The sequence below is a fragment of the Flavobacterium sp. PL002 genome (assembly GCF_054165825.1).
The window spans coordinates 3019917-3034024 of sequence record NZ_CM135110.1 but is presented as its reverse complement, the minus strand read 5'-3'; the positions used below and the strand labels follow the sequence as shown (position 1 = coordinate 3034024).

Sequence of the window (14108 nt, the reverse complement as noted above, 5' to 3'; positions counted from 1 at the left end):
AACGTTGCAAATTTAACAAAAAAATTCTAATTACTTTTTAATTTTCTCTAAATCTAACAAAAAGCTAAATTCCTTAGCTAATTCTTTTAATGCTTCAAATCGTCCCGAAGCCCCGCCATGACCGGCATCCATATTCGTATCGAGGTATAAAACAGTATTGTCTTTTTTTAATGTTCGCATCTTAGCTACCCATTTAGCAGGCTCCCAATACTGAACTTGAGAGTCATGAAGCCCTGTAGAAACGTAAATATTAGGATATTTCTGTTGTTTTAAATTATCATAAGGCGAGTACGATTTCATGTACTTATAATATTTTTTAACATTAGGATTACCCCATTCATCATATTCTCCAGTTGTTAAAGGTATAGAATCATCAAGCATTGTTGTAACTACATCTACAAAAGGAACTTGCGCAATTACTCCATTGTACAACATAGGCGCTTTGTTAATAATCGCTCCCATTAATAAGCCACCTGCTGAACCTCCTTCGGCATATAAATGCGCTGCTGAAGTATATCTATGCTCGATTACATATTTTGAACAATCAATAAAATCTGTAAAAGTATTTTTCTTTTTAGCCAGCTTTCCTCCTTCGTACCAAGGCCTTCCTAAATCTTCACCTCCACGAATATGTGCAATAGCGTAAACAAAACCTCGATCTAAAAGCGACAAACGCGTAGATGAAAAATAAGCATCCATAGAATGCCCATAAGAACCGTAAGCATAAAGCAATAACGGATTTGTGCCGTCTTTTTTCATATCTTTATGATACACCATAGAAATAGGCACTTTTGTCCCATCTTTAGCAGTAGCCCAAACCCTTTCTTCGATATAATTCTTTTTATCAAAATTCCCACCAAGAACTTCTTGCTCCTTTTTAATTTCTTTTTCTTTAGTTTTCATATTGAAATCAATCACTGATGACGGTGTCGCCATAGATTGGTACCCATAACGAAGAATATCTGTGTCAAAATCAACATTAGCCGTTGTATAAGCTGTATAAGTTTCGCTTTCAAATGGTAAAAAATACTCTACATCACCATTCCAAGGCATAATACGAATGCGGTTCAAGCCGTTCGTACGCTCAGATACTACTAAAAAATCTTTAAAAATATCAATATCCTCAAGTAAAACATCTTCACGATGCATAATCACGTCTTCCCAATTTTTTCTGTTGGTCGCCTTTTCAGGAGTTTTCATCAGTTTAAAGTTGGTTGCCTTATCTTTATTGGTAACAACATAAAAATAATCTCCATAATAGGAAATGCTATATTCTAGACCGCGTACTCTTTTTTGGAATATTTTAAACTTTCCATCAGGCTTGTCTGCTAATAAAATTCTAAACTCAGTAGTTAATGTACTTGACGAACTTATTAAAATATATTTTTTAGATTTTTCTTTCCCAACGGCCACATCAAAGGTATCGTCTTCTTCAAAATAAACCAATTCATCAGTTGCTGTTTCAGTGCCTAATTTATGCTTCAATACTTTATCTGATCGTAACGTTTTAGGGTCTTGATTGGTATAAAACATGGTTTTATTATCATTTGCCCAAGTAGAGTTTCCAGTAGTGCTTTCGATCTTATCTTTTAAAACTTCACCTGTAGTAAGGTTTTTTACATGCAAAGTATAAATCCTTCTCCCTACAGTATCTACTGCATAAGCTGCTAATTGATTGTCTAAACTAATACTCAAACCACTTAATTGAAAGTATTTATGGTCTTTGGCCAATTCATTACAGTCAAACATGATTTCCTCATTGGCCGAAAGGCTGCCTTTTTTTCGAGAATAAATAGGATAATCTTTCCCTTTTTCAAAACGCGTAATATAGTAGTAACCATTGTATAAATAAGGAACCGACTCGTCATCTTCCTTAATTCGGGATTTCATTTCGTCAAATAATTCTTTTTGAAAATCCTTAGTATGGGCTGTCATTGCCTCATAATATTCATTCTCTTTATTTAGATAATCAATTACCTCAGGATTTTCGCGCTCTTTTAACCAGAAATAATTATCGATTCTAATATCTCCAAATTTCTCTAATTCAGTAGGGATTTGCTTTGCAACCGGTGGATGTATATTTTGTATCATTTTTTGATCTTAGTTGTTTTTACAAAAATAGCACAAAGGCTTTTATTAACACAACAGCTTTTCAAGTTATTTAACATTGGTTATTGCGCTAAAAATAGTAATTTCGTATTTCAATAACTTAAAAAGAACAAAAATGGATTTAATGGGAATGATGGGTAAATTGAAAGAAACCCAAAATAAAATTGAAGAAACAAAAAAGCGTTTAGATTCTGTTCTTGTTGATGAACAAAGCACAGACGGATTATTGAAAGTAACCATTACTGCCAATAGAAAAATAAAAACATTAACAATTGCTGATGAATTATTAGAAGACAAAGAGCAATTAGAAGATTACATGATCCTAGTAATGAATAAGGCAATCGAGAAAGCGACAAAAGTAAACGAAGCTGAACTTGATGCTGTTGCAAAAATGGATATGCCAATGATTCCAGGAATGGATAATTTGTTTAAATAATAAAAAAGGATTAGCGTTATTATGATGCTAATCCTTTTTACTTTTTAATAAACTACAAATCCAGCTTACTCAACGTTTCTAAAACGTAAGTATGCATCACTTCGCGATAATCTAAGTGGGTAACCATTCTTAATTTACCTGGTCCCATAGCGCTTATTGAAATATTTTTTTGCTTTAATTTTTCTATTAAAAGCTTATCACTATAATTACTTGCTAAAGTAAAAATCAAAATATTAGTTTCTACAGGTTCAACTTTTGCAACCCATACTCTTTTACTTAAAATTCCTGCTATCTCTTTGGCTCTGCGGTGATCCTCAGCAAGACGAGTAATATTATGGTCTAAGGCATATAATCCGGCTGCCGCCAAATACCCTACTTGACGCATTCCGCCACCTAATATTTTACGAATTCTTAGCGCACGATGAATAGTTGCTTTGTCTCCTAACAAAACGGAACCTATTGGTGCACCCAACCCTTTGGATAAACAAACAGAAATAGTATCAAATATTTCCCCAAACGATTTCGGATTCTGTTTTTTAGCGATTAATGCATTCCAAATTCTAGCACCATCAAGATGGAATTTTAAATTATTGGCAACACATACTTCTTTAATTCTTTTTAAATCGTCAATTTCATAACAAGCGCCACCTCCTTTATTGGTTGTGTTCTCTACACAAACCAAACTCGTTAACGGACTGTGGTAAAACTCAGGATCGTTAATCGCACCTGCTACTTGCTCAGCCGTAATCATTCCGCGGTCGCCATCTAGCAAACAAAAAGAAACACCGCTGTTAAAAGAAGCACCACCACCTTCATAAAGGTAGACGTGGGCATATTTATCAGCAATAATTTGCTCCCCTGGTTGGGTATGTAGTTTTAAAGCTGCTTGATTTGCCATTGTTCCTGATGGGAAAAACAAGCCCGCTTCCATACCAAAAAGTTGTGCAATAGTATCCTCTAACTCAATAACAGTTGGATCTTGCTTGTACACATCATCACCTACTTCGGCATTAAACATGTACTGTAACATTTCGTATGTGGGCTTCGTAATTGTATCGCTAATTAAATTTATTTCCATATAGTGCTTATATATTTTATTAAAAAGACAAGTCGCAACTTGCCTCTTCCTATTTTTTCTTATTTTTGTCCAACAAAATTACACAATTTATGACAACTACCGAACAAATTAAAGGTATTGTAGAGCGCCTTGGTGCGTTGAGGAGGTATCTTTGACGTTGATGCCAAGCTTATCGAGATTGCCAACGAAGAAGAAAAGACTTTTGCACCTGACTTTTGGAATAACGCCAAAGAAGCAGAGAGTATTGTAAAGAACCTTCGAAATAAGAAAAAATGGATCGAAGACTACGACCGAGCCGTTGAAATGACTGACGAGCTACAGCTCGCTTATGAGTTTTATCGTGAAGGAGAGCTAACTGCCGAAGAGCTCGATGAACAGTATGCCCAAATAGAAAAGCACATTGATGCCATCGAATTTAAGAACATGCTTTCGGACGAAGGCGATACTTTAAGTGCTGTTGTCCAAATTACAGCTGGTGCCGGTGGTACCGAAAGTTGTGACTGGGCATCGATGTTGATGCGTATGTACATGATGTGGGGCGAAAAATACGGTTATAAAATAAAAGAACTGAATTTTCAAAAAGGAGATGCTGCAGGTATAAAAACTGTAACGTTAGAATTTGAAGGAGATTATTCTTTTGGCTATTTAAAAGGGGAAAATGGAGTGCATCGATTGGTGCGTATCTCTCCTTTTGATAGTAATGCCAAACGCCATACATCATTTGCTTCTGTTTATGTGTATCCGTTAGTGGATGATAGTATCGAAATTGATATTAATCCTGCTGATATCGAAATCACAACTTCACGCTCTAGTGGTGCTGGAGGACAAAATGTAAATAAGGTAGAAACTAAAGTGCAGCTTTTTCATAAACCAACTGGAATTCAAATTCAGTGTTCAGAAACACGTTCACAACAAGACAATAGGCAACGTGCCATGCAAATGCTACGTTCTCAATTGTATGAAATAGAACTAAAAAAACAACTAGCGCAACGTGCCGATATTGAAGCAGGAAAAATGAAAATTGAATGGGGTTCCCAAATAAGGAATTATGTTATGCAGCCCTATAAATTAGTAAAAGACGTGCGTACTGGCTATGAAAGCAGCAATGTTGACGGCGTGATGAACGGTGAAATAGACGAGTTTCTAAAAGCTTATTTAATGATGATGGGACAACGAGACGAAGACGAATAGTATTATTTTACTGTTAACATCTAATCCTACAGGAAAAACTTATTTTTCTGTAGGATTTTTTTATCTATTTTTGTGATTATTAAAATACTACACGCCATGAAAAACACTATTTTATTAGCTTTCTTTTTTTTATCAATTTCATTCTACGGACAAAAGAAAGTCTATTTTAACGAAGATTTTAAAGAACTCCCTACAGCCCAAGACGCAACTTATTACAGCACTTACGAAGACACTAAGAAAGGAACTAATAGGGTTACCTATTATATTGACGGAACAAAACGAAACAGTAATCAATTTTCGGATATAAAAAAGGGCATAAAAAATGGTAAGTCTGAATACTGGTTTAAGTCTGGTGTCAAAGAGTCTGCTGAATTTTATGTGAATAACAAACTAGAAGGCAAGCAAACACGATATTATGAAAGTGGACATTTAAAACGTTCTGAAAATTACAAAAGCAATGAGTTTATTGATGGAAAATGTTTTGACGAAAACGGAACTGAAATTACCTTCTTCCCTTATTTTGTTCACCCGGAATATCCAGGAGGACTAAGTGCTTTTTATAAACATGTTAGCAGAAATTTTAAAGCACCTAATGAGGAAAAAGGAAGAATCAAAATTAATTTTGTTGTCGAAAAAGACGGAACAATAACTGATTGTAAAATCAAACAAGGAATCAATACAGCAATGAATGCTGAAGCAATACGTGTTTTAAAAAGCAGTGTATTATGGACTCCTGGAAGAGTTGATGGTAAAGATGCTCGGGTAAAATTTAGTATTCCCATAACTATTCGCTAAATTAATTGCGTCTCAATTAATAAAGACTCCTTAAAACAAGTATTATCTAAAATCACTAATCATTATTTTTTTTACATATATTTACTAAAACACAACTCTACAAGCCAAAATATTTCATTTTATGATCAAAAAACAAGTCGTATTAATCGCCATTCTTATTTCGGCAATTTCCTTTGCTCAAAAACCTATTTTTACAACTGCTAAAATAAAAGCAGCTACCGTATACGCTAATGCAGCTGAGTTGTCACAAAATACTTTGGTTACTCTTCCAGCAGGAACAAGCGAAATTGTTATAAAAAATGTTGCTAATAATCTTAATGAAAGTACTGTTCAAATAGGGTCACCAAGTTCGGTTACTATTTTATCTGTTCAATTTACTAATAATTATATTTCAGAATTCGAAATTGACGAAAGCAATCCTGCTATAAAAAAAGTACGTGATAGCATTACTTTGGTTAAACGAGAAATCAAAAAAATCCAAATTTTGAGTAATTCCAATACCCAAACAATTGCATTATTAGATGGAAATAAAATAGCTTCGGGGGCAAATACCGGACTGAATGTAGCCGAATTAATAAAACTTATTGATTATTATAAAAGTAAGAGAAACGAACTTGAAAATGCTGTTGTTGATTTACGTGAAAAAGAAATAGATTGGAACACAAAACTATTAGCATTAAATAATAAATTAGATTTCAATACTAAGAATGAGGAGAAATATTCTTCAGGAAAATTAGTTTTGCAAGTAATGAATGAGACAGCAGGAAATATTCCGCTTGCTATAAGCTATATCACCAATTCGGCTACATGGAAACCTTTTTATGACCTTCGCGCCGAAAGCATCAAAGAACCTATTAATATGATGTACAAAGCACAAGTAATGCAAACTACTGGACTTGATTGGAAAAATGTTAAACTCACTTTATCTAGTGGAAATCCAAATCAAAACAATCAAGCACCTGAATTACAGCCTTGGTTTTTAAGATACAACAACCCCTATAATGATGACAAATTATTAGGAAAAGCTTATGGAATTCAAGTAGAAAACGATATATTACAGGAAGTTGTTGTAATGGCTAGCGGAATAAAAAAAGAGAAAAAAGGATTTAAAACTTCTGTTCAGACTGTTAATGCTACTGCAATCGAAAACCAACTGAATGTCAACTTTGACATTGAAATTCCTTATGATATTCTATCAAATGGAAAAGCGCATAGTGTCGCTTTAAAAGAGATTAAATTACCCGCAACTTACAACTATTTTGCTGCTCCTAGAGCGGATAAAGAAGCCTTTTTATTGGCTGAAATTATTGATTACTCAAAATACAACTTGCTACAAGGTGAGGCTAATATTATTTTTGAAGGAATGTACGTAGGTAAGACCATGATCAACCCAAACCAAACTGTTGATACCTTGAAACTAAGCATGGGAAGGGATAAAAACATTGCCATTACGAGAGAAAAAGTTAGTGACAAATCTGGAACAAAATTTTTATCAAGTTATAAAGAACAAACTTTTACTTATGATATTAGCGTTAGAAACAATAAAAAAGAAGCTGTTGAAATACTCCTAAAAGACCAATATCCTTTATCAACTAACAAAGATATTACTGTAGAATTATTAGAAAACGACCGAGCTAAAGTAAATGAAGAAACAGGACTACTAAGCTGGGAATTAAAACTAGATTCTAATGAAACTAAAAAAATCAGAATAAGCTATAAAGTCAAATACCCAAAGGACCAAATTATTGATAATATGTAATTTTTAAAACGATTTTATCATCCCTTTTTATAAAAACCAAACCCAATAACCTAAAAAAATATTGGGTTATTTTTTTATTTATAACAAAAATAATCACAAAATGCAGACAATATAACCGCTCTTTTCTTCGTTTTTCATAATGTTTTATATCAAAACAAAAAAATATTTGGAAGATAACATCTAAATGATTTTATTTGAACTATATTAATTTCCCAAACTAATAAATACTTAATGAAATCTTACTCAGTAAACGAAATCAATGAAATTCTTAATGGAGTTATTGTTGGTACTACTTCTCAAAATATTACAGCTCCGGAACAATTAGAAGTTGCTACAGAAACTGAAATCACCTTCATTGGAAATAAAAAATATGAAAAACTTTGGTTTTTATCAAAAGCTGGAGTTGCAGTAGTAAACGAGGATATTTCAATAGAACCAGGTGAAAACAGGGCTTTTATCAAAGTTAAAAATGCTGATTTAGCAATGTCGCAAATACTAGCGCTTTTTGCTCCACCAGCACCCGTTTTCCAGTCTGATATTCACCCTACTGCAGTTATAGACATCACAGCTACGATTGCCAATGGTGCAAAAATAGGAGCATGTTGTTATGTGGGTCCCAATGTAAAAATTGGAGAAAGCAGTATTATTTACCCTAATGTTACCATCCTAGATGAGTCAACTATAGGTAATAATACTATAATTTGGTCAGGAAGTGTTGTTAGAGAGCGTTGTCATATAGGGAGCAATTGTATTATTCATCCTAACGCAACAATTGGAGCAGATGGATTTGGTTTTAGACCTTGCCCAGAAAAAGGATTGGTAAAAATACCGCAAATAGGAAATGTAATTATTGGGAATAATGTAGAAATAGGTGCTAACTCATGTGTAGATAGAGGTAAATTTAGCTCTACTGTTTTAGGAGATGGATGTAAAATTGATAACTTAGTTCAAATAGGACACAACAGTAAACTAGGTCGTTTTTGTATCATGGCTGGACACAGCGGACTTGCAGGATCAGTAACTCTAGGCGATGGTGTTATCATTGGCGGAAGCGCATCTATAAAAGACCACACTACTTTAGGCAGCGGATCAACTGTGGGTGCAGGATCAGGTGTTACCTGTGATGTTCCTGCTGGTAAAACAGTTTTAGGATATCCAGCTGTTGAAGCGCGTGACGCTTTAAAACAATGGGCTATATTAAAGCGACTTGTTAACGATTCTAAAAAATAATCAACTAGATTTTATCATATTCATAAAAAAACAGAGGTTCGCTTCTGTTTTTTTGGTTTTATATCGAAAATAATTTGCGATAGAATCAAAATAGTAATTTTTATTTCGATTGATTTTGTATTTTAGCACCAACTATTTATAACACTATTACAACATGGATTTAAACTTCAACAAAAACGAAGATCACAATAAACTTTTATTATCGCAGTTAAAGCACAACCTTTCTAAAGTGAAATTAGGCGGTGGTGAAAAAAGAATTGAAAAACTTCATGCTGAAGGAAAAATGACTGCTAGGGAACGCATTGACTATTTACTTGACCCCAATGCAAAAGCAATTGAAATAGGCGCTTTTGTAGGTGAAGGAATGTACAAAGAGCATGGCGGATGTCCTTCTGGTGGAGTTGTTGTAAAAGTAGGATACATTAAAGGGAAGCAATGTGTCGTTGTTGCTAATGACGCTACTGTAAAAGCAGGTGCTTGGTTCCCTATTACAGCCAAAAAGAACTTAAGAGCACAAGAAATTGCAATGGAAAATCGCTTGCCTATTATCTATTTAGTAGATAGTGCAGGAGTGTATTTACCTTTGCAAGACGAAATATTCCCTGACAAAGAACACTTTGGTAGAATATTTAGAAACAACGCTCAAATGAGTAGCATGGGAATTACACAAATCTCTGCTATCATGGGAAGTTGTGTTGCCGGTGGTGCTTACTTGCCTATCATGAGTGACGAAGCAATTATTGTTGAAGGCACTGGAAGTATTTTCCTTGCTGGAAGCTATTTAGTAAAAGCAGCTATTGGCGAAAGCATCGATAACGAAACCTTAGGTGGAGCGACAACACATTGCGAAATTTCAGGTGTTACTGATTATAAAGCTAAAGACGATAAAGACGCCTTAGACAAAATAAAAAATATCGTTGATAAGATTGGAGACTATAACAAAGCTGGTTTTAGCCGTGTGAAGTCTGAGAAACCAGCATTAGACGAAAAAGAATTGTACGGTGTTTTACCAAAAGCGCGTAACGAACAGTATGATATGATGGACATCATCAATCGTTTGGTTGACAACTCAGAGTTTGAGGCATACAAAGATGGTTACGGTCAAACGATCATCACGGGTTACGCACGCATCGACGGTTGGGCTGTAGGAATTGTAGCTAACCAAAGAAAGGTGGTAAAAACCAAGAAAGGCGAAATGCAATTTGGAGGTGTTATCTACTCTGATAGTGCTGACAAAGCGACTCGTTTTATAGCAAATTGCAACCAGAAAAAGATACCATTAGTATTTGTTCAAGATGTTACCGGTTTTATGGTAGGATCAAAATCTGAGCAAGGCGGTATCATAAAAGACGGTGCTAAAATGGTGAATGCGGTAAGTAATTCTGTAGTACCAAAATTCACCGTTATTGTGGGTAATTCTTATGGTGCTGGAAATTATGCTATGTGCGGAAAAGCATACGATCCACGATTAATTTTTGCTTGGCCAAGTGCAGAACTTGCTGTAATGGGAGGAACGCAAGCTGCAAAAGTGTTAGCACAAATCGAAGCCTCATCATTAAAGAAAAGTGGTGAAGTGGTAGATGAAGAGAAAGAAGCTGCCCTTTTTGCAAAGATAAAAGCACGTTATGACGAACAAGTTTCGCCTTACTACGCTGCGTCACGATTGTGGACAGATGCTATTATTGACCCGCTAGATACCCGAACATGGATTTCTATGGGTATCGAAGCTGCAGACCACGCTCCTATCGAGAAACAATTTAACTTAGGAGTGATCCAAGTATAACAAGAATATTTCTATTATTGGGAGCAAGACACTCTCATTTTCATAATAACTTATGTCCCGCTATCCGCTGTATCCCTAAAAAGGGGATGCCGCTGCTATCGGGGCTATTTTTTTACGACTGTTTTTCATAAGTACTTCTACAGATTTATCTTGCAAACCAAAGTTTATTCTTGGGATTTAATGGTATATTTGGAAAGACTTTAATACAAATCCACTTAAGGTAAATAACATAATTATCTATATTACAACATCTTTATAAAAGGCATTTTTTCTCAAAATGATTTGTGAAATAGTACAAAACAAACCACATTCATCATTCGATTATGACCAAAAAAATCCACTGTTTACTTTTAATGCAACTTTGTAATGTTGAGCCAAACCACTGAAATTGTAAAAGCCATCAACGAAAATGCATTCGGAATCAAAGATGTAAATCCAAATATTGAATTGGAGAAGAATTCAACTTTAGACAACATTTTTAAAGATGTGATAATTTTTGGTTTTGGTGAGGCAACACACGGTACTAAAGAATTCTTTGACTTAAAAGTTAAATTCTTTAAATATGTGGTAAAAAATCAAGCTGTAAAAAACTTTGCAATTGAAGCTAGCTACGGAAACTGCATCGCAATTAATGATTACATACAAGGTAAAAACGTTGATCCTAAAGTCGCGTTGAATAACATTGGGTTTTGGACTTGGAACTGCACAGAAGTATTAGATCTTATTGAATGGATGAAGGTTTACAACAGGGGCAAAAGTACTAATGATCAATTAATTTTTCATGGTATAGATAGTATGGATTGTGCTACTGCAGCCAAAAAAATGTATGATTACATAAAAGTTAGTAACATAGAAAATAAAGAAGAATATTTAAAAATCATTGCAATTTACAGCAAGACACAGAATATAGAAGAAGCGAAAAAGAAAGAATTAAAAAATCATTTAGTATTGATGACAGATTTAAAAACCGTCTTAAATAAGAACGCAATAGATAGCAGCGATTTTTATGTAAGAACACAAGAAGCTATCATACAATACATTGAATTTAGTTTGAATCACAATCAAACAACTAGAGACAAACAAATGGCAGAAAACGTCAATAAAGTATTGACTTCAGCTGGAGCAGAAAGTAAAGTTTTCCTTTGGGCTCATAATTTACATGTGAATAAAGATAAAATACAGTTTAATATCCCATCGATGGGAAACCATCTCAAAGAAAAATACGGAGATCAGTATTACAGCGTAGGATTTGATTTCGCCACTGGGAAATTTAACGCATTAGATCTTTCTAAAAATCGTCTCACCACAATTGTAATCGATACCGTAATGAAAAATACGAGCACTGAAATATTTGATAAATGTAAATTTGACACGTACTTACTAGATTTTAATACGGCAATAAAAACATCCGTTTTAGCTGATTATCTTAACTCTAAAGTAAAACATCAAGGAATTGGATCTACTTTCGATCCTAAAGTGGTAGTAGAGGAAAGATTAATAAATTCTTTTGATGCTATTATTTTTGTAAAAAATACAACAGAATCTACTTTGCTCCATAATTAAAAATAGGGTGTAAATAAGTTTAAGGTAGACACATAAAGAACTATTTAAGTACTTTTAATACCAATTTTCATAATGAATTTAGATTTCAAAAAAGCAGTAGTTACTCAAATTCCTGAAATATGGATTATTTTGCAGCAAGCAATTGCAAGACGTAAAGCTGATGAAAGCCAGCAATGGCAAGACGGTTACCCCAATCCTGAAGTTATTTTAAATGACATTAATAAAGACGCAGCATATGTCTTAACCGAGGGAGAAATAATTATAGGTTATGTTGCAATGATGATTAACGACGAACCTGAATATGAAAATATAGAAGGGAAATGGTTGACAAATACTGATTTTGTTGTTTTTCATAGAGTGGCTATTTCAGAGTTGCATTTAGGAAAAAGTTTAGCTAAAAAAATGATGCAATTCATAGAAGATTTTGCAATCCAGAACAACATTTACAGCATTAAAGCAGACACTAACTTTGATAATCAAGCAATGATCGCCATCTTTGAAAAACTGAATTATGCCTATTGTGGTGAAGTCTTCTTTAGAGGAAGTGCTAGAAGAGCGTATGAAAAAGTACTTTTTAAAAAATAATTAAATGAAAAAAATAATACTTCTAGGTTTTGTGATTTTACTTTTTGTCCAATGCAATTCGGTTAAAAAACAAAATGCTCATTATAATGCTTTAATTCCTGTATCAAAATTACAGGAAGATGTTGATTTCACATACAAAAAACTACAACAATTACACCCCAATTTATACGATTATATAACTAAAGCCGCTTTAGATTATAAATTTGACAGCCTCAAAACTACCATTACAACCCCATTAAAGCCACTTGGTTTTTACAAAAAAATTAGTCCGATTGTAGCTGCTGTAAGGCAAGGACACTTATATGTTTATGCCCCTGTGGTACAAATGACTAAAAAAGAATCAAAAGCTTTACTTAATAAAGGTATTGGTCCCTTCTCTCAATTTGATTTTGAATATCATAACCGCACATTGTACATCCTCAACAATAAATCTACTGACAGCACTATACAAGTGGGCTCTGAAGTCATTCGTGTCAACGGAATAAATACTAGCGATTTAATAACTGAACATAGTAATTATTATGCTTCTGATGGGTTTAACACCACTTTTAAAACTAGAGGAAACAAAGACCGCTTTACTACTTTTTTCACTATCGAAAACGGAATCAAAGATAGTTTAGTATATACGTTAAAATACAACGATACCATTGAAAATCACACTATAAAAAGATTCAAAAAAGAAACTAGCGAGAAGAAAAAAGAGGACGTTATAAAACCTAAAAAAATAGCGATTGACCATCAAAAAGATAAAGCACTAAGAAGAAAGAAAAGAATAAATGGGTACAATCAAGCAACAAAAGATTATACCCGTAACATTCGTTTTTTAGAAAAGGACAGTAGTATTGCAGTGATAAAAATTAGAGGCTTTAAAAATAGAGGTTATAAAAAATTCTATAAAGAAACTTTTGAAAAAATCAACGAATACCATTCTAAAAATCTAATTTTAGATTTAAGAGACAATACGGGCGGGCGTTTAAACGAAATCAACTACCTCTACTCTTTCCTTGCAGATACCTCCTATATTTTTTTAGATAAAACACAAGTTGTTTCTAAATCAAGTATTATAGCTGGAGATTACTTAGATAAGGTTCCCTTTTTATTCAAAGCAGTCAAAACTATAGTATTCCCACTTTCCTACACTTATTCATTTATTACCACACATAAAGATATGGAAGGTAATTATTATCAAAAACTAATGTGTAGAGAGCAAAAAATTAAAAAAAATGCTTTTACTTCTAAAATCTATGTTCTGATAAACGGAAAAAGCTTTTCGGCATCAAGCATTATAGCTTCTAACTTAAAGGGATCTAATCGAGCTACTTTTGTAGGTGAGGAAACGGGAGGCGATTATAATGGCACCGTGGCAGGCATAATGCCAAATATTGAATTACCTAATTCAGATTTAAAAATAAGAATGGGATTGATGCACATCGTACCACATTACAAAACAACCACCATAGGACACGGAATTTATCCTGATAAAGAGATCATACCCACCTTAAATGACTTAATCAATAAAAAAGATCCAGAAATGAACTGGATTTTGAATGATATTAAAGCGGCTATTCCTAAATAATAC

Annotated in this window: 11 protein-coding genes; 9 read left to right on the top strand and 2 right to left on the bottom strand. The window is 33.7% G+C overall.

Translation table 11 applies throughout. The annotated features are described in order from the left end of the window. Nucleotides 1-30 precede the first annotated feature (30 nt). Nucleotides 31-2091, bottom strand: a complete 2061-nt coding sequence (locus ACVEGE_RS13215; protein ID WP_192500895.1) for a S9 family peptidase — start codon at nt 2089-2091, stop codon at nt 31-33. Nucleotides 2092-2224: 133 nt separating this feature from the next. Here ACVEGE_RS13215 and ACVEGE_RS13210 point away from each other — a divergent pair, with 133 nt between their 5' ends. Beyond that, on the top strand, nt 2225-2545 hold the full coding sequence (locus ACVEGE_RS13210) for a YbaB/EbfC family nucleoid-associated protein (protein WP_173853077.1): 321 nt from the start codon (nt 2225-2227) through the stop codon (nt 2543-2545). A gap of 52 nt (nt 2546-2597) precedes the next feature. Here ACVEGE_RS13210 and ACVEGE_RS13205 read toward each other — a convergent pair whose 3' ends face one another. Then, the gene (locus tag ACVEGE_RS13205) at nt 2598-3623 is read right to left on the bottom strand and encodes a threonine aldolase family protein (RefSeq protein WP_173853078.1); all 1026 of its coding nucleotides are present in this window, start codon (nt 3621-3623) and stop codon (nt 2598-2600) included. A gap of 89 nt (nt 3624-3712) precedes the next feature. On the opposite strand from ACVEGE_RS13205, the gene prfB reads away from it, so the two are divergent. From prfB to ACVEGE_RS13165, 8 genes are all read left to right on the top strand, one after another. Further along, nucleotides 3713-4814, top strand: a protein-coding gene (prfB, locus tag ACVEGE_RS13200) for a peptide chain release factor 2 (RefSeq protein ID WP_173853079.1) whose coding sequence is annotated in 2 segments (ribosomal slippage) — nt 3713-3775 and nt 3777-4814 — 1101 coding nt in all. Because the reading frame shifts where the segments join, the coding sequence is not laid out codon by codon here. Between the two features lie 96 nt (nt 4815-4910). Continuing rightward, nucleotides 4911-5609 (top strand): energy transducer TonB, encoded by a 699-nt coding sequence (locus tag ACVEGE_RS13195; RefSeq protein ID WP_192500894.1) that lies wholly within the window; start codon nt 4911-4913, stop codon nt 5607-5609. A gap of 121 nt (nt 5610-5730) precedes the next feature. Next, nucleotides 5731-7368: a DUF4139 domain-containing protein gene (locus tag ACVEGE_RS13190; protein WP_192500893.1), complete on the top strand. Its 1638-nt coding sequence runs from the start codon at nt 5731-5733 to the stop codon at nt 7366-7368. A 231-nt stretch (nt 7369-7599) separates the two neighbouring features. Next, complete coding sequence (gene lpxD, locus ACVEGE_RS13185; protein WP_192500892.1) at nt 7600-8598, top strand: UDP-3-O-(3-hydroxymyristoyl)glucosamine N-acyltransferase; 999 nt, start codon at nt 7600-7602, stop codon at nt 8596-8598. 154 nt (nt 8599-8752) lie between these two features. Next, the gene (locus ACVEGE_RS13180; RefSeq protein WP_192500891.1) at nt 8753-10381 is read left to right on the top strand and encodes an acyl-CoA carboxylase subunit beta; all 1629 of its coding nucleotides are present in this window, start codon (nt 8753-8755) and stop codon (nt 10379-10381) included. 366 nt (nt 10382-10747) lie between these two features. After that, nucleotides 10748-11944 (top strand): erythromycin esterase family protein, encoded by a 1197-nt coding sequence (locus tag ACVEGE_RS13175; RefSeq protein WP_192500890.1) that lies wholly within the window; start codon nt 10748-10750, stop codon nt 11942-11944. Nucleotides 11945-12016: 72 nt separating this feature from the next. Next, nucleotides 12017-12529, top strand: a complete 513-nt coding sequence (locus tag ACVEGE_RS13170; RefSeq protein WP_173855670.1) for a GNAT family N-acetyltransferase — start codon at nt 12017-12019, stop codon at nt 12527-12529. 4 nt (nt 12530-12533) lie between these two features. Then, the gene (locus tag ACVEGE_RS13165) at nt 12534-14105 is read left to right on the top strand and encodes a S41 family peptidase (protein ID WP_192500889.1); all 1572 of its coding nucleotides are present in this window, start codon (nt 12534-12536) and stop codon (nt 14103-14105) included. Nucleotides 14106-14108 lie beyond the last annotated feature (3 nt).